This is a genomic window from Mycetocola sp. (assembly GCF_025464835.1).
In the GTDB taxonomy this organism is placed as follows: domain Bacteria; phylum Actinomycetota; class Actinomycetes; order Actinomycetales; family Microbacteriaceae; genus Mycetocola_A.
The window spans coordinates 1-15,191 of the sequence record NZ_JAODMP010000043.1 but is presented as its reverse complement, the minus strand read 5'-3'; the positions used below and the strand labels follow the sequence as shown (position 1 = coordinate 15,191).

The following is a 15,191-nucleotide window of genomic DNA, read 5'->3' as shown; positions in this document are numbered from 1 at the left end:
GGTCGGGGTTCGTGCCCCAATTCCGCCGGACACCGCGTCGCACCACAACTGAGCACACCGGCACCGGTTGCGCCTGCAATCCCCGCGAATCCGCGGTTCGCGGCGTCCTCGATGTTTTGGTGACGGTGTTGCGGGCTGCGACAATGGAGTCATGACCTACGAGTTCGAGCGCAAACACCGGATCGCTGTACTCGGAGGAGGCCCCGGCGGCTATGAGGCCGCACTCGCGGGCGCACAGCTCGGCGCGGACGTCACCCTGGTCGAGCGCACCGGTGTTGGCGGCGCGGCGGTCATCACCGATGTGGTTCCGTCGAAGAGCCTCATCTCCACCGCCGAAGCCACGAACGCCGTCCGCGGCGCGAGCGAACTCGGTGTGCAGTTCTACAGCCGTTCCGACACCGGCAAACCGGTCAAACCGGAGGTCACCGTCAACCTGGCTGCCGTGAACAAGCGGCTTCTCAGCCTCGCCCGCCACCAGTCGGAGGACATGCGGGCGAACCTCGAGCAGGCCGGGGTGAAGATCGTCCCCGGTGACGGCCGTCTCGACGGCCGCGACGCGGTCATCGTGTCGACCGAATCAGGCGGCCGTGGCACCGACTTCGACCGGGTCGAAGCCGACACCATCGTTGTCTCGGTCGGCGGGAGCCCCCGCCGCCTGCCGTCCGCCATGCCAGACGGCGAACGCATCCTGGACTGGACCCAGCTGTACAGCCTCGCCGCGGTGCCCGAGCACCTGATCGTCGTCGGCTCCGGTGTGACCGGAGCCGAATTCGCCTCCGCCTACCGTGCTCTCGGCTCCGAGGTCACCCTCATCTCCAGCCGCGACCAGGTCCTCCCCGGGGAGGACGCCGACGCCGCAGCCGTGATCGAAGGGGTCTTCAAGCGCAGTGGGATGACGGTGTTGAACAAATCTCGCGCGGCCAGCGTCACCCGCACCGAGAACGGTGTGCTCGCGACCCTGTCGGACGGCAGGACCGTCGAAGGAAGCCACTGCCTCATGGCCGTCGGTGCCGTGCCGAACACGGCGGGCATCGGTCTGGAAGAGGCCGGCGTGCAGATGACCGACGGTGGTCTCATCCGGGTCAACCGCGTGGCTCGCACGTCGATCCCGAACATCTACGCGGCCGGTGACTGCACGACGTTCATGCCGCTGGCATCCGTCGCGTCGATGCAGGGCCGGTCGGCGATCTTCCACGCCATGGGTGATGCGGTGAACCCGACAGAGCTGCGCAACGTCGCCGCGAACATCTTCACCCAGCCGGAGATCGCGACCGTCGGCTGGACCCAGAAGCAGATCGAAGAGGGTCTCGCCCAGGGTGAGATCTACAAACTGCCGCTCAAGTCGAACCCCCGCGCGAAGATGATGGGCATCAAGGACGGTTTCGTGAAGCTGTTCGCCCGCACCGGGTCAGGCACCGTCATCGGCGGCGTCATCGTCGCCCCGCGGGCGAGTGAGCTGATCTTCCCGCTCGCCATCGCCGTCGAGCACCGGCTCAACGTCGATGAGATCGCCCGGGCGTTCGCGGTCTACCCGTCGCTCACCGGCAGCATCACGGATGCCGCGAAGGCGATGCACATCGTCAACTGACGCTGTCCGACACCTCAAATTCAGCAACCCCCTCCAAATTCAGCAGATCCGGCCCGACACGCCGCACGGGGACGAGCGCGTACGGCGTGTCGCGTCACTTCTGCTGAATTTGAGTGAAGATCCTGAAGGTGAGGTCGGGACGGATGCCGCCCCGAACGGCGTCAGGCGCTGGTGATCGTGAGCAGCTGGTGACCGCTTGAGACCGTTGTGCCCACTTCGACGTTGAGGTCGCCGATCGTGCCGTCCTTGTGCGCGGTGATCGGCTGCTCCATCTTCATGGCCTCGAGTACCACGACCAGGTCGCCCTTCACGACGTGCTGGCCGTCTTCGACGGCGAGCTTCACGATTGTCGCCTGCATGGGGGAGGTGACGGAGTTCCCTGTGGCAGAGCTCACCGTTCCGGTGACACCGCGGCGCTTCGGCGCGGGTGCGAGTGCCCTGCCTGCAGCGCCGGTTCCAGGCACGAGGCTCGTCGGGAGGCTCACTTCGATGCGCTTGCCCTCGACTTCGACCACGACGTTGTGGCGTGTCTTGGAGGCGCGAGGTCCGTCGAGTTCACCGTCCCACGGTTCGATGTCGTTGACGAACTCGGTTTCGATCCACCGCGTGTAGACCCCGAAGGAGCCGTTCTCCGCGGTGAAGGCGGGGTCGCGAACGATCTTGCGGTGGAATGGGATGACGGTCGGCAGGCCGGAGACCTCGAACTCGTCGAGAGCGCGACGTGCGCGCTCGAGCGCCTGTTCCCGGTTGGCGCCGGTGACGATGATCTTGCCGAGCAGCGAGTCGAATGCTCCGGAGATCTCGTCTCCTGCGGTGACGCCGGAGTCGAGGCGGATGCCAGGGCCCCCGAAGGTCTTGAACACGTGGATCGGGCCGGGCTGGGGAAGGAAGTTCCTGCCTGGGTCTTCACCGTTGATCCGGAACTCGATCGAGTGGCCCTGCGGGATGGGGTCCTCATAGTCGAGGACTCCGCCCTCGGCGAGCCGGAACTGCTCCCGGACGAGGTCGATCCCGGTGATCTCCTCGGAGACCGGGTGCTCGACCTGCAGCCGGGTGTTCACCTCGAGGAAGGAGACGGTGCCATCCTTGCCGATGAGGAATTCGCACGTGCCGGCTCCGACGTAGCCCACCTCTTTGAGGATCGCCTTCGAAGCGCTGTAGAGCAGGTCGTTCTGCTCGTCGGTGAGGAACGGCGCCGGGGCCTCCTCAACGAGCTTCTGGTGGCGGCGCTGGAGCGAGCAGTCACGGGTGGAGATCACGACGACGTTGCCGTGGGCGTCCGCGAGGCACTGCGTCTCGACGTGGCGCGGCTGGTCCAGGTACTTCTCGACGAAGCACTCGCCGCGGCCGAACGCCGCGATCGCTTCGCGGGTTGCCGAATCGAAAGCCTCAGCGACCTCGTTCCGTTCACGCGCGATCTTCAGCCCGCGGCCGCCTCCGCCGAATGCGGCCTTGATCGCGACCGGGAGGCCGTGCTCGTCCACGAATGCGAGCACCTCGTCGGCGCCTGATACGGGGTTGAGCGTGCCGGGGGCGAGCGGAGCGCCCACCTTCTGGGCGACGTGACGGGCGGACACCTTGTCGCCGAGCTTCTCGATGGCGTCAGGTGATGGCCCGATCCAGACCAGCCCAGCGCCGATCACGGCACGGGCGAAGCCGGCGTTCTCGGCGAGGAAGCCGTAGCCGGGGTGGATCGCGTCGGCGCCGGAGCGACGGGCGATCGAGAGGATCTTCTCGATGACCAGGTAGGTGTCTGCGCTGGTCGAGCCGTCGAGCGCGTACGCCTCGTCGGCGAGTTTCGCGTGGAGGGCGTCACGGTCCTGGTCTGCGTACACCGCGACCGAGCCGATCCCGCTGTCGCGCGCTGCGCGGATCACTCGGACGGCGATTTCGCCCCGATTGGCTATGAGGACCTTGGATATACGCGACACAGTTCCTTAGCCTATTGCCCCCAGCCCACCGCTTTTTGGTCGGTGCCCACAGAAATCTGTGGAGAAGCACTGCTGATGCCTACAAAGCACCGGCCCGGTTCCACAGCGAGGTCCAGTCGTAGCCCAGTTGTCGCACCAGCGAGCGGAGCGTCGGAAGGGAGAGCCCGACGACGGTGGACGGGTCGCCTGAAATTCTTTCGATGAACGGTGCGCCGAGGCTGTCGATCGTGAATGCTCCAGCCACCTGGAGCGGTTCCCCCGTGGCGATGTAGGCCGAGATCTCCGCATCGGTGATGTCGTTCGCGAAGGTGACGTCGGCGGACGCCACGGCACCGACCGCGGCACCGGCGCTGCCGTCCAGGCGGTGATCGATCAGCCACTGGCCGGAATACAGCCGACCGGTCCTGCCACGTTGGTGGTGCCACCGTTCGAGCGCGGCTTCGGGCGTGTGCGGCTTTCCGTAGATCACTCCGTCGACGACGAAGACCGAGTCCCCACCGAGGATCAAGCCGTCTGTCCCGTCCAGGTCCCGCCACACCGACTCGGCTTTCGCCCGAGCGAGCAGGGCGACGGTGTCTTCAGGGCCCAGGGCTTTGCCTGAGGCCGATTCAGCAGCCGCCACCGCAGCATCCTCGTCGACGTTCGACGGTACGAGAACCGGTTCGATGCCGCTCTGCCGCAACAACATCAGGCGGGCGGGGGAGGTGGAGGCGAGGTAGAGCTGCATGAGGTTCCTTCGGCTGCTGCGCGAGCAGGCATCAGCCATTCGTGGGACGATTCTAGGGTGAACGCGCAATCGAACAACCCAGCAGATGTCGAGCTCGAGATAACCAACGTAGCCCACGGCGGTGTCTTCGTCGCACGGCTCGAAGGCCGCGTGGTCTTCGTCGCCGACACGATGCCAGGGGAGCGGGTCCGCGCCAGGATCACCGAATCGTCGAAGAAGAGTTTCTGGCGGGCGGAAACCGTCGAGGTGCTGGATGCCTCACCGCACCGCCAGTCCCATGTCTGGGCTTCGGCGTCGATCGACGTCGCCCCAGCCGACCGCGCGGGCGGCGCCGAATTCGGGCACATCGAACTGTCGCATCAGCGGGAACTCAAGCGACAGGTGCTCGCCGATTCTCTGCAGCGGTTCGCCGGGGTCGAGAGCGACGTCCAGGTCGAGGCCGTGCCGGGCGACGACGAACGCGACGGACTCGCCTGGCGCACCCGGGTCAGCCTGCACGTCGACGAGGACGGTTACGTCGGCCCGTACGCCGCGCGCAGCCACCGGGTGATCCGGGTAGGCGACCTTCCCCTCGCGACCGATGAGGTCGCATCCGCTGCCCCTCTCGACCAGCAGTTCCGCGGAGCGGAGTCGGTGGACGTCGTCGCCCCGAGCAGCACCCAGAGCGCACGGATCGTCGTTCGTGAGCCGCAGAAGAAGGGGACGAGCCAGGCGAACCGTCGGGAGCAGACCATCATCGAACGTGTCGGTGACCGCGACTTCTTCCTCGACGAAGGCGGGTTCTGGCAGGTGCACCGGTCGGCGGCAGAATTGCTCACCGGAGTCGTCCAGTCCACCATCGACGAGGCACTGTTCGACCCGCGCGCAGCGAACCTCGACCTCTACGGAGGGGTAGGGCTGCTCGCCGCCGCTGTGGGTGACAAGTTCGGCAGCACCACCCGCATCACGAGCGTCGAGTCGTCGGCGCGTGCCACCGACCATGCCGCCGAGAACCTCTCCGACTGGGTTGGCGCACAGAGCATCACCGCTCGCGTTGACGCGTACCTGCGCGGCCTCGTCGCTCAGTCGAGCGCCGCGGAACGCGCCCGGCTCGCCGCGGGAACAGTCGTTCTCGACCCGCCCCGCTCCGGCGCGGGCAAGGAAGTCGTCGCGAGCCTCGTCGAATTGCGGCCGGCCCAACTCGTCTACGTGGCCTGCGACCCGGTCGCGCTCTCGCGCGACATCGGACTGTTCGCCGCTGAGGGTTACCGGGTGACCGCGTTGCGGGCGTTCGACCTGTTCCCGCACACACACCACATCGAGTCGGTCGCGCTCCTGACACGGTGAGCGCCCTCGTGCGCCCGAAGACTGGCGTCGGCACCCTACGATGGGCTCTGTGGTGCGAATAGCTGTTATCGATGATCATGAGTCCGTCCGGATGGGCCTGACGGCTGTCTGCGAGTCCGCGGGGCACACCGTCGTGCACAGTGTGTCCACCGTCGTGGAGTTCGTGACCGAGGCCGACGGTGTCCCGTGCGATGTCGTCGTGCTCGACCTCAACCTCGGCGACGGAAGCAACATCACCGACAATGTCCGTGCCGTGCACGGTTCAGGATCCGCCGTGCTCATCCACTCCATCGCTGACCGCGTGGCGTCTGTGCGTGAGGCGCTCGCCGCCGGTGCAGCTGGCGTGATCCCCAAGTCCGCACCGACGGATGCCGTCGTGGCCGCGATCGAGACCGTCGCGAGCGGTGAGGCCCTCAACAACCTGGAATGGGCGAGCGCCATCGACGCGGACGGCGACTTCAGCCGCGCCCAGCTCGGCCGCCGCGAACGCGATGTGCTGCACCTGTACGCCTCGGGTCTGCCAATGAAGGACGTCGCTGTCCAGCTCGGTATCGCACCGTCGACGGTGAAGGAATACCTCGACAGGATCCGCGGCAAGTACGTAGAGATCGGCCGCCCGGCACCGACGAAGGTCGACCTTCTCCGCCGTGCCGTTGAGGACGGCATCTTGCCCGAACTCAACCCGGGCTCCGGTGATGACCACTGACCAGCAGCGGTCAGGGGCGATTTTCTCGCCCATCCCGCGTGGTCATGTCCTCGACAACCTCGACCGGGCGGCGAAGGACGCCGCCCACACCCAGCCCCGCTTCAGCGTGGCGCGGATCGATCGGCTGATAGCCCGCTCCATCAGCCTCGTTGCGCTCGTCTTCGGGGCGCAGACGCTCAGCATCGCCCTCGGTGCCGGGATCGTCGTGCCTGGGCCGATGGGGATGGTGTACCTGCTCGTTCTGCACGGGCTTCTCCTCCTCGTGATCATCGCGGGAGCCGACGCGCGGTATCAGCGGGTGGCGAACATCGCGTTCGCCGCGAGCTACCTCGTCGCCGTCGCCTGCTGGCCGCTCGTGACCGACGGCGTCTCCGCCGCGTCCAGGGTGGAGCCGTGGACCTGGTATCTCTGCGCGATAGCCTGCGGCTGTATGGCCCAGGCGGTCCGGCCGTGGCTCGCGAGCGTCTACATCGTGCTGACCCCGGCGGTGTACGGGTTCGCGCGGGTTCTTGACGCCGACGGGAACATCGTGCACCTCGACATCGCCGTCCAAGATGCGCTCTACGGCACGATGATCGGGCTCGTCATCATGGTGCTCATCATCACCTTCCGCCGGGCTGCGCGAGCGGTCGACGCCGCACGTTCCGCTGCTTTCACCCGGTATGACGAGGCGGTGAGGCAGCACGCCCTCGAAGCGGAACGGATCGAGGTCGATGCCCTGGTCCATGACACCGTACTGGCGTCCCTGCAGGCCGCCGATCGCGCCTCCACCCGTGATCAGGCGCGCGCGGCCGTCGCGATGGCCAGCGACGCGATCAGCCGACTGGCGGCCCTCGACGCGCCGACCGCCGATTCGGTGCAAACGATCACGGTCGGCTGGTTCGTCGACCTTCTCCGGCAGCACGCGGTGCACCTGGAGACGCCGTTCGAGGTCAGCGTCCGCGGCTCCGCGAACCACAGCATCCCCTTCCGGGTCGCCGAGAGCCTGTACCTCGCAGCGGCGCAGGCGATGACCAACAGCATCCAGCACGCCGGTGACACCGGGTCGCGCAGCGTGGCCGTCGAGGTCGGGGACGACAGGATCGTGCACGTGTGCGTGCGCGACGACGGGGCAGGCTTCGATCCGGCAGCGGTACACACCGACCGGCTCGGTTTACGGGTCTCGATCATCGAACGTGTCGTGGCCGTCGGCGGCACCGTCGAGCTTCGCTCCCGTCCCGGGTCAGGCACGAGCGTCAGCATCCGCTGGTCAGAGGACGCGGCGAAAGGTGACGTCGCGCTCGAGGGGTCTGAGAGGGCGACCGCACAGTGATCTCACTCAACCGGTACACCATGATCGCCCTCACGGCGGCGTTCTCGCTCTACCATGTCGTGCGGGGGATTCTCACCGTGGCGCAGGCCGACTCCCCTTGGCCCAGCATCGCGGCGATGGTGCTCTACCTCGCCGCGACGGTGCTGGCACTGTGGCCGTCAAGTCCGACGACGATGCCGCTGTGGCTTGCCGGATTCTCCCTCGCCGCCGCCGTCTCGGTTCCCCTCCTTGTCACCAGCCAGCTCGACCCGACAGCCAACAACGGGTACGCGACCTGGCATGTGTCCGCGATCGGCACGCTCATGACGATCACCGTCGTGCGCCGGCGGGAACTGTTCGGCTGGATCGGAGTGGGCTTTCTCAGCGTCCAATCGATCCTCTGGTGCGGTATCGGCACGTCGATGGAGATCGGGGTGACCGGGAGCCTGATGTGGGTGTTCGTTGCCGGTGTGCTCACCCGGTCCCTCGCCAAGGTCGGACATGACGCCCAAACCCTCACCGTGGCTGAGCAGGAGGCGGCGAAATGGCAGGCAGCCCAGGACGCCCATGAGCAGGAACGGCGCGCCCGCCTCGAGCAGACCGGCAAGCGGGCCCTCCCGATCCTCCGCGACATCATCCTCGCCGGCGGGGAGCTCAGCGAATCGCAGCGAATCGAATCCCGGGTGCTCGAAGCCGGACTGCGGGATGAGATCCGCGGCAGGCGGCTTCTCAGCGACAAGGTGCGGGAAAGCGTACTCGCCGCCCGCAGGCGTGGAACGACGGTGAGCATGTTCGACGAGGGAACACTCGACCACCTCCAGGAGAGCGAGCTGGATGCGGTGCTCGGTGCCGTCGCCGTCGCCATCGACAGAACCGATGCCGATCGTTTGATCGTCAGAACGGCGCCGGCCGATTCCGATGTGGCGGTCACCCTCGTCGGACTCAGCGCGTCGACGGACCCGGATGAACCGGGCGACTCGGTGAGGTTGTGGCTGGAAATCCCTCGTTCGATGTCGGTGGACACCGGCTGAACGGCGTCGACGTGCGACCGTGAATGAAGAAGGGCCGGCTTTGTCAGCCGGCCCTTCTGAATCCCCGGGTCAGGGCATTAACCCGAATAATGCTCTGACCCGCCCCCAAACGCCGCTGCTACCCTAGTTGAGCGAATCGTCTGGTGGTGTGACCCCGAAAGAGAGACACCGTGCGCTTTCATTCTGGAGGGGAAGCGCTCGGCCCGCTAGTCGGCTCTTTGGGGGACCGTCAGGCGGAGACGTTCCGCCACTGCCCTGGGCCGGCCGTCAACGGGCCTCGCAGGATGCGGGTACTGCGCTGCCACGAGGACGGACCGTGCGAGGGCACTGCATCCGCACCGGCGGATTCCTCCACGACAGCGGCGGTGAGCACTGCGGTGACCGCGGCAATCTCTGCAGGCGTCGGCGAACCGCGCAGCACACGGACGTCGATGCCGTGTTCCGATTCCTCCGTGATGAATGGTTGAGGTCGCGACGCGGTGGCGTTGTGCCGTCGCTGGCGCCGCTCGGCGGGTTCCTGTCCGGTCACAGCGGGATGTTCCCGTGCTTCTTCGGTGGAAGGCTCGCACGCTTTCCTTTGAGTGAACGCAGTGCCTTGATGACAGCCACCCGTGTCGCCGCTGGCTCGATCACGCCGTCGAGCTCGCCCCGCTCCGCCGCGAGGAACGGGCTTGCCACGTTGTAGGTGTACTCGTTGGCGAGCTTCGTGCGCACGGCGGCGACATCCTCACCTGCTGCTTCCGCGCGCTTGATCTCGCCGCGGTAGAGGATGTTGACGGCCCCCTGGCCGCCCATGACCGCGATCTCCGCTGTCGGCCAGGCCAGGTTGATGTCCGCACCGAGCTGCTTCGAGCCCATCACGATGTAGGCGCCGCCGTATGCCTTGCGCAGGATCACGGTGACGAGCGGCACGGTCGCCTCTGCGTATGCGTAGAGCAGCTTCGCGCCGCGGCGGATGACACCGGTCCACTCCTGGTCGGTTCCCGGCAGGTAGCCGGGAACGTCGACGAGGGTGAGGATCGGGATGCTGAACGCGTCGCAGAACCGCACGAAGCGGGATGCCTTCTCACCGGCCTCGATGTTGAGGGTGCCGGCCATGGCGTTGGGCTGGTTGGCGATGATGCCCACCGTGCGTCCCTCGACCCTCGCGAAACCGATGACGATGTTGGGCGCGAACAACGGCTGCACCTCGAGGAAGTCACCGTGGTCGACGACGTGTTCGATCACCGTGGTGACGTCGTACGGCTGGTTGGGGGAGTCGGGGATGATCGTGTTGAGCTTGCGGTCGGCATCCGTCGTCTCCAGCTCGACGTCGCTCTCGTACACGGGAAGCTCAGCGAGGTTGTTGTCTGGCAGGAAGCCGATCAGGGTGCGGGCGTAGTCGAGGGCGTCCGACTCGTCGCTTGCGAGGTAGTGGGCGACGCCGGAGCGTGTGTTGTGCGTGAGCGCACCGCCGAGTTCCTCCATGCCGACGTCCTCGCCGGTGACGGTCTTGATCACGTCAGGCCCGGTGACGAACATCTGGCTGGTCTTGTCGACCATGATGACGAAGTCGGTGAGGGCGGGCGAGTACACGGCGCCGCCGGCTGCGGGGCCCATGATGATCGAGATCTGTGGGATGACCCCGGATGCTGCCGTGTTGCGGCGGAAGATCTCGCCGTACTTGCCGAGGGCGACGACGCCCTCCTGGATCCGGGCGCCACCGGAGTCGAGCATCCCGAGAATCGGGACGCCGGTCTTCAGGGCGTGGTCCATGATCTTGATGATCTTCTCGCCGGCGACCTCGCCGAGGGAACCGCCGAAGATGGTGAAGTCCTGCGAGTACACGGCGACCTGGCGTCCGTGGATGGTGCCGGTGCCGGTGACGACGGCGTCACCGTATGGGCGGGACTTCTCCATGCCGAATGCGTGGGTGCGGTGACGGACGAACTCGTCGAGTTCGACGAAGCTGCCTGGGTCGAGGAGTTCGGCGATCCGCTCCCGGGCAGTCATCTTGCCCTTGGCGTGCTGCTTCGCGACCGCCGCTTCGCCCGACGCCGTGACGGCTTCGTGGTACCGCTGCTTCAGGTCGGCGAGCTTCCCAGCCGTCGTGTACAGGTCGGGAGCGTCGGTTTCGTCGGGGATAGCTGCGTTCTCGGTCACTTCTTCACTCTAGTGTGCACGGATAGGGCCATACCGTTGGCGAATGCCTACAACGAGCCCTTCCCGGTCTTGGAGAATAGCGGCGCGTATCGTGGTGTCATGACATCCATGTTCCCCCGGTCCGAGTCCGTTGCCAGCCGCCTGGAGGTGCTCGAAGCGACGCCGTCGACCAACGACGTCCTCGTCTCAGGGGCCGAAGAGGGTGAGAACTGGCCGGACTTCTCGGTCGTGGTGACCGACACGCAGACGGCGGGGCGTGGTCGCCTCGGGCGGGCCTGGGTCAGCCCTCCGGGAACCGCCCTGGCGGTGTCGGTCCTCGTGCGCGCCGATGTGTCGCTCCGTATCGACGCGCTCGGCTGGCTGCCGCTCGCCGCGGGACTCGCGATGACGCGCGCGGTCCGTGAGGCGCTCCCGGGCAGACACGATGTCGAGCTGAAATGGCCGAACGACGTCCTCGTCGGCGGCCGGAAGATCAGCGGGGTGCTCTCCGAACTCGTCGTCGGGCAGGTGCCGAGCGTCGTCGTCGGCGCCGGAGTGAACCTCACCATGACCGAGGAGCAGTTGCCGGTCCCAACGGCGACCTCTCTCGTCGTGGCCGGTGCGGAGCATCCGGATGCCGACGAACTCCTCTCCACCTACCTCCGCGAGTTCCGCGGCCTGGTCGACGCCTTCCGCGCCGCCGGCGGGGACGCAGGATCGAGCGGGCTGCAGGCGGAGGTGGCGGATGCCTGCGGCACGATCGGTTCCCGAGTGAAAGTCGAACTACCAGGCGGGAACATCCTCGCCGGTGTCGCCCGCGGTATCGACGTGTCAGGGCGCATCCTGGTGCAGGCCGAGGGCTCTTCCGAACTCACCCCGGTTTCCGCGGGGGACGTCACCCACCTGCGCGCCCGGTGAGCGTGCCGACGCCGACAGCACAGACCCCAAATTCAGCAAATCCTGACGACACGCCGCGTCTGACGTACCGAAACACGGCGTGTCGGACCAGATCTGCTGAATTTGACGTTGCCTCCTGAATTTGAGGTGTGCCGCTGAAGGGCGAGGACGGCCGCGGCACGTCGACAGGCGGATGCCGCGAAACCGCCTGAGCGGCGGCGCTGCGGTCAGGAACACTCCGCCGCCGGTGATAAGAATGAGGCATGGCAGAGTATTCGAGCGCCGCAGCGAGCCTGCCCCCAGACGCTTCACGGCCCGTGGTGCCGACGGAGCGCGTCATCGCCCGGCTGCGCCCGAACGCGCGGGTCCTGTTCTGGCCTGCGCTCGTGTTGATCGCGTTGCCCGGTGCGACGGTGTTCCTGATCAGCATGTTCACCGCGACCTGGCTGCACGTCCTGTTCGTGGTCGCCGCCGTCCTGCTCTTCGTGTTGCTTGTCCTCTTCCCGTACATCGCCTGGCTGAACCATCGCTGCACCATCACCACCCGGCGGGTGATCGCACGCCGGGGATTCTTCGTCCGTGAACGCAGGGAGATCTTCCACAGCCGCGGCTACCACGTCACCATCAGGCAGAGCTGGCTGCAGAGCGCCTTCCGTTCGGGTGACATCCACATCAGCTCAGGCGTCGAGAAGCCGCTTGTGCTCCGTGACGTCCCGGGTGCCGCCCGGGTGCTGGAGACGCTGCAGGAACTGATCGAGCGCAACCAGGTGGTCCTGACGAGTCAGGCTGGTTCGCCGGGAACCGCGACGACAGCGTTCTGACCAGCAGGCGCGGCATCCGGGCGCACGGCGGCTCTTCCGCGGTTGGGTGAGAACACCCAGTGGCGATAGAGGGTGAACCGGAACAGGGCGCCGAGCGCCAGCCCGACGACATTCGCCGAGATGTTGTCCGCGAGTGCCGAAGTGAACCCGAGCACATAATGCGACAGCCACAGGCAGCCGAGACCGATACCCATTCCGGCGAGTGACACCGCGAAGAACTCGACACCTTCGCGGACCGTGTTCGAACGGCGGTCCTCCGCGAACGTCCAGTAGCGGTTGCCGAGCCAATTGGTGACGATGGCGAGGAGGGTGGAGACGACCTTGGCGATCAGCGGGCCGGTGTGGATGTTCTCAGGGGCGAGCAGCGTGAGCCGCAGCGCGTTGAACACGGCCAGGTCCACGAGTAGTCCGGCCGCTCCGACGAGCCCGAACTGGAGCACCTGCGTCAGAAGACGGCGCACCCGGCCGGGCGGCGCTGCTCTGGTCATGTCCTGCTCCGATTCGGATGGGCCGGTTGGATGCCTCACGCGCCATGCGCGAAGATAGTGTGGCGTACGCAGTTTATGCGAGGTCCCTTCGGGGATCTCCGGGAGACGTGCGCCAGAAGCAAAAATCTACCGCTGGGAGGCGACGGCCGTGGTTCGTGTTGGTGTTATTGGCGGCGGGCAGCTCGCCCGGATGATGATCCCGGCAGCGGTGAACCTCGGCATCGACCTTCGCGTCCTCGCTGAGGCGGAGGGAATGGCCGCCCGGCTCGCCGCAACCGCTGTCGGCGACTATCACGACGTGGACACCGTCCTTGCGTTCGCCAGGGAGGTCGACGTGATCACGTTCGATCACGAACACGTTCCCCAGGATGTCCTCCACGCGCTCATGGATGCCGGTGTCCCGGTGCACCCGGGGCCTGACGCCCTTCTCTACGCCCAGGACAAGCTCCTCATGAGGCAGAAGCTCAGCGACCTCGGACTCCCGGTTCCGGTGTGGGCCAGGGTCGAAACCGAGGCGGAACTGCAGGAGTTCCTCGACGCGAACGACGGCCACGCCGTCGTGAAGACCCCGCGCGGTGGTTACGACGGCAAGGGAGTGCGGGTGGTCACAGCCGCTCACGAGGCCAGTGACTGGTTCACCGTCCTCGCCGAACACGGCGCGGGCGATGCGCTCCTCGTTGAGGAACTGGTCGACTTCCGACGGGAACTCGCCCAGCTGTCCGCCCGCCGCCCGTCCGGTGAGCTGGTGCTCTGGCCCGTCGTCGAGTCGATCCAGCGTGACGGCGTGTGCGCTGAGGTTCTTGCGCCCGCTCCCGGCTTCGCGGGGCGGATCGCTGACGTCGCCGCTCAGATCGCAACGGATGTGGCGACCGGACTCGGCGTCACGGGCGTCTTCGCCGTCGAGCTCTTCGAAACCGCCGACGACAGGCTGCTGGTGAACGAGCTCGCCATGCGGCCACACAACTCAGGGCACTGGACGCAGGACGGGTCGACCACGAGCCAGTTCGAGCAGCACCTTCGCGCCGTCCTCGACCTCCCGCTCGGCGCGACCGGGTGTACTGAACCGCACACCGTCATGGTCAACATCCTCGGAGGGCCAGCGGAAGGGGCACTTTCCGACCGGTACGCCGGAGCCATGGCCGCCCACCCGACCGTGAAGATCCACAACTACGGCAAGGACCCACGCCCCGGCCGCAAGGTCGGTCACGTCAACGCCAGCGGTTCCGAGCTCGACGTCGTCGCCTACGAAGCGCGTGCCGCAGCGGCGTTTCTTCAGGACTGACATTTAGCATGGACCTTATGCCATTCCACGATTCAGTGCATCCGCGTGTCGGCGTTGTCATGGGTAGCGATTCCGACTGGTCGGTTATGGCTGCAGCCAGCGAGATCCTCTCGGAGTTCGGAGTCGACCATGAGGTCGAGGTCGTCAGCGCCCACCGCACGCCAGAGAAGATGATCGACTACGGGCGGGATGCGTCCTCCCGCGGCCTGAAAGTCGTCATCGCAGGTGCTGGCGGAGCGGCGCACCTGCCTGGGATGCTGGCATCCGTCACGTCGCTTCCTGTGATCGGTGTTCCTGTGCCGCTGGCGAAGCTCGACGGTCTCGACTCTCTGCTGTCGATCGTGCAGATGCCGGCAGGGGTTCCCGTTGCCACCGTCTCGATCGGCGGAGCGACGAACGCTGGACTGCTCGCAGTGCGGATCCTCGCAACCGCCGATGAGGAACTCGCCGCAAAGCTGGCCGCGTACCAGACCGACCTCGCCGAGCAGGTCGAGGTGAAGAATCGGGCGCTCAAGCTCAAACTATGAGTGCGTACACCGCAAGCCCGATCCGCAATCCTGACCTGGGCGCCCCGCAACTGATGACGCGGCGAGCCTGGTGGCTTGTCGTTCTGAACTTGCTCATTCCTGGGTCAGCCCAGGTACTCGCCGGCAACCGCAAACTCGGCCGGATCGGCCTGGCAGCGACGCTCACCATGTGGCTGACCGTTGCTTTCGCGGTCGTTGCGTACATGCTCTGGCGCTCCGCCATTCTCTCCATCGTCACCAACTCGTTCGCCCTCACCGCCGCGCAGATCGTCCTCGCGGCATACGCCGTGTTGTGGTTCGTGCTGACCGTGGACACGTTGCGACTCGTGCGCCTGGTTCGGGCTGCGCCAGGCTCGCGGTTCTGGATCGCGGCTTTCACGGCGATCCTCCTGGTGGCATCCGTTGGCACCCCGACGGTGGGTGCGTACTATGCCGGGGTCACCAGGGGAACCCTG

14 protein-coding genes and 1 pseudogene are annotated in these 15,191 nt (G+C 66.7%); 10 read left to right on the top strand and 5 right to left on the bottom strand.

What is annotated here, in order from left to right; translation table 11 throughout:
• Window positions 1-151 precede the first annotated feature (151 nt).
• Window positions 152-1,588 (top strand): NAD(P)H-quinone dehydrogenase, encoded by a 1,437-nt coding sequence (locus tag JWP90_RS05160; protein WP_297360590.1) that lies wholly within the window; start codon window positions 152-154, stop codon window positions 1,586-1,588.
• 161 nt (window positions 1,589-1,749) lie between these two features.
• On the opposite strand, the gene JWP90_RS05155 is transcribed toward JWP90_RS05160, so the two are convergent.
• Together JWP90_RS05155 and JWP90_RS05150 are read right to left on the bottom strand one after the other, a co-directional pair.
• Window positions 1,750-3,519 (bottom strand): biotin carboxylase N-terminal domain-containing protein, encoded by a 1,770-nt coding sequence (locus JWP90_RS05155; RefSeq protein WP_297360587.1) that lies wholly within the window; start codon window positions 3,517-3,519, stop codon window positions 1,750-1,752.
• A gap of 79 nt (window positions 3,520-3,598) precedes the next feature.
• Window positions 3,599-4,246 (bottom strand): Maf family nucleotide pyrophosphatase, encoded by a 648-nt coding sequence (locus JWP90_RS05150; protein ID WP_297360648.1) that lies wholly within the window; start codon window positions 4,244-4,246, stop codon window positions 3,599-3,601.
• 57 nt (window positions 4,247-4,303) lie between these two features.
• Between JWP90_RS05150 and JWP90_RS05145 the strand changes: the two genes are divergently transcribed.
• The 4 genes from JWP90_RS05145 to JWP90_RS05130 are packed head-to-tail and all read left to right on the top strand — an operon-like array spanning window position 4,304 to window position 8,600.
• A complete protein-coding gene (locus tag JWP90_RS05145) occupies window positions 4,304-5,572 on the top strand; it encodes a class I SAM-dependent RNA methyltransferase (RefSeq protein WP_297360584.1) in 1,269 nt (422 codons plus the stop codon).
• A gap of 49 nt (window positions 5,573-5,621) precedes the next feature.
• Window positions 5,622-6,278 carry a response regulator transcription factor gene (locus JWP90_RS05140; protein WP_297360581.1) on the top strand — a complete coding sequence of 219 codons (657 nt, stop codon included), beginning with the start codon at window positions 5,622-5,624 and terminating at the stop codon, window positions 6,276-6,278.
• Entirely contained in the window at window positions 6,268-7,590 is a 1,323-nt protein-coding gene (locus JWP90_RS05135) for an ATP-binding protein (protein WP_297360578.1), read from the top strand. The genes JWP90_RS05140 and JWP90_RS05135 overlap by 11 nt, the downstream gene beginning before the upstream one ends.
• A complete protein-coding gene (locus JWP90_RS05130; RefSeq protein WP_297360573.1) occupies window positions 7,587-8,600 on the top strand; it encodes a hypothetical protein in 1,014 nt (337 codons plus the stop codon). The genes JWP90_RS05135 and JWP90_RS05130 overlap by 4 nt, the downstream gene beginning before the upstream one ends.
• A 229-nt stretch (window positions 8,601-8,829) precedes the next feature.
• Here the strand turns inward: JWP90_RS05130 and JWP90_RS05125 are convergent, their stop codons facing one another.
• Together JWP90_RS05125 and JWP90_RS05120 are read right to left on the bottom strand one after the other, a co-directional pair.
• On the bottom strand, window positions 8,830-9,129 hold the full coding sequence (locus JWP90_RS05125; protein WP_297360569.1) for an acyl-CoA carboxylase subunit epsilon: 300 nt from the start codon (window positions 9,127-9,129) through the stop codon (window positions 8,830-8,832).
• A complete protein-coding gene (locus JWP90_RS05120) occupies window positions 9,126-10,724 on the bottom strand; it encodes an acyl-CoA carboxylase subunit beta (RefSeq protein WP_297360645.1) in 1,599 nt (532 codons plus the stop codon). The genes JWP90_RS05125 and JWP90_RS05120 overlap by 4 nt, the downstream gene beginning before the upstream one ends.
• Before the next feature lie 117 nt (window positions 10,725-10,841).
• Between JWP90_RS05120 and JWP90_RS05115 the strand changes: the two genes are divergently transcribed.
• Window positions 10,842-11,639 (top strand): biotin--[acetyl-CoA-carboxylase] ligase, encoded by a 798-nt coding sequence (locus tag JWP90_RS05115; RefSeq protein ID WP_297360566.1) that lies wholly within the window; start codon window positions 10,842-10,844, stop codon window positions 11,637-11,639.
• A gap of 242 nt (window positions 11,640-11,881) precedes the next feature.
• Window positions 11,882-12,439, top strand: coding sequence for a PH domain-containing protein (locus JWP90_RS05110; protein ID WP_297360563.1), 558 nt, complete (start codon window positions 11,882-11,884; stop codon window positions 12,437-12,439).
• On the opposite strand, the gene JWP90_RS05105 is transcribed toward JWP90_RS05110, so the two are convergent.
• Entirely contained in the window at window positions 12,400-12,927 is a 528-nt protein-coding gene (locus JWP90_RS05105; protein WP_297360561.1) for a GtrA family protein, read from the bottom strand. The two genes, JWP90_RS05110 and JWP90_RS05105, sit on opposite strands and share 40 nt — an antisense overlap.
• Window positions 12,928-13,075: 148 nt before the next feature.
• Here JWP90_RS05105 and JWP90_RS05100 point away from each other — a divergent pair, with 148 nt between their 5' ends.
• The 3 genes and pseudogenes from JWP90_RS05100 to JWP90_RS05090 form a co-directional block, all read left to right on the top strand.
• Window positions 13,076-14,209 (top strand): 5-(carboxyamino)imidazole ribonucleotide synthase, encoded by a 1,134-nt coding sequence (locus JWP90_RS05100; RefSeq protein ID WP_297360560.1) that lies wholly within the window; start codon window positions 13,076-13,078, stop codon window positions 14,207-14,209.
• 17 nt (window positions 14,210-14,226) lie between these two features.
• Window positions 14,227-14,736, top strand: a complete 510-nt coding sequence (gene purE / locus JWP90_RS05095) for a 5-(carboxyamino)imidazole ribonucleotide mutase (RefSeq protein WP_297360559.1) — start codon at window positions 14,227-14,229, stop codon at window positions 14,734-14,736.
• A pseudogene (locus tag JWP90_RS05090) lies at window positions 14,733-15,191 on the top strand (LytR family transcriptional regulator); the annotation flags it as partial. The gene purE and the pseudogene JWP90_RS05090, both read left to right, overlap by 4 nt.

What these genes read in the sequence shown, in the direction of transcription:
- JWP90_RS05160 (WP_297360590.1), top strand. Translation starts at nt 152, where the DNA reads ATGACCTACGAGTTCGAGCGCAAACACCGGATCGCTGTACTCGGAGGA.
- JWP90_RS05105 (WP_297360561.1), bottom strand. Translation starts at nt 12,927, where the DNA reads ATGACCAGAGCAGCGCCGCCCGGCCGGGTGCGCCGTCTTCTGACGCAG.
- JWP90_RS05115 (WP_297360566.1), top strand. Translation starts at nt 10,842, where the DNA reads ATGACATCCATGTTCCCCCGGTCCGAGTCCGTTGCCAGCCGCCTGGAG.
- JWP90_RS05150 (WP_297360648.1), bottom strand. Translation starts at nt 4,246, where the DNA reads ATGCAGCTCTACCTCGCCTCCACCTCCCCCGCCCGCCTGATGTTGTTG.
- purE (WP_297360559.1), top strand. Translation starts at nt 14,227, where the DNA reads ATGCCATTCCACGATTCAGTGCATCCGCGTGTCGGCGTTGTCATGGGT.
- JWP90_RS05135 (WP_297360578.1), top strand. Translation starts at nt 6,268, where the DNA reads ATGACCACTGACCAGCAGCGGTCAGGGGCGATTTTCTCGCCCATCCCG.
- JWP90_RS05110 (WP_297360563.1), top strand. Translation starts at nt 11,882, where the DNA reads ATGGCAGAGTATTCGAGCGCCGCAGCGAGCCTGCCCCCAGACGCTTCA.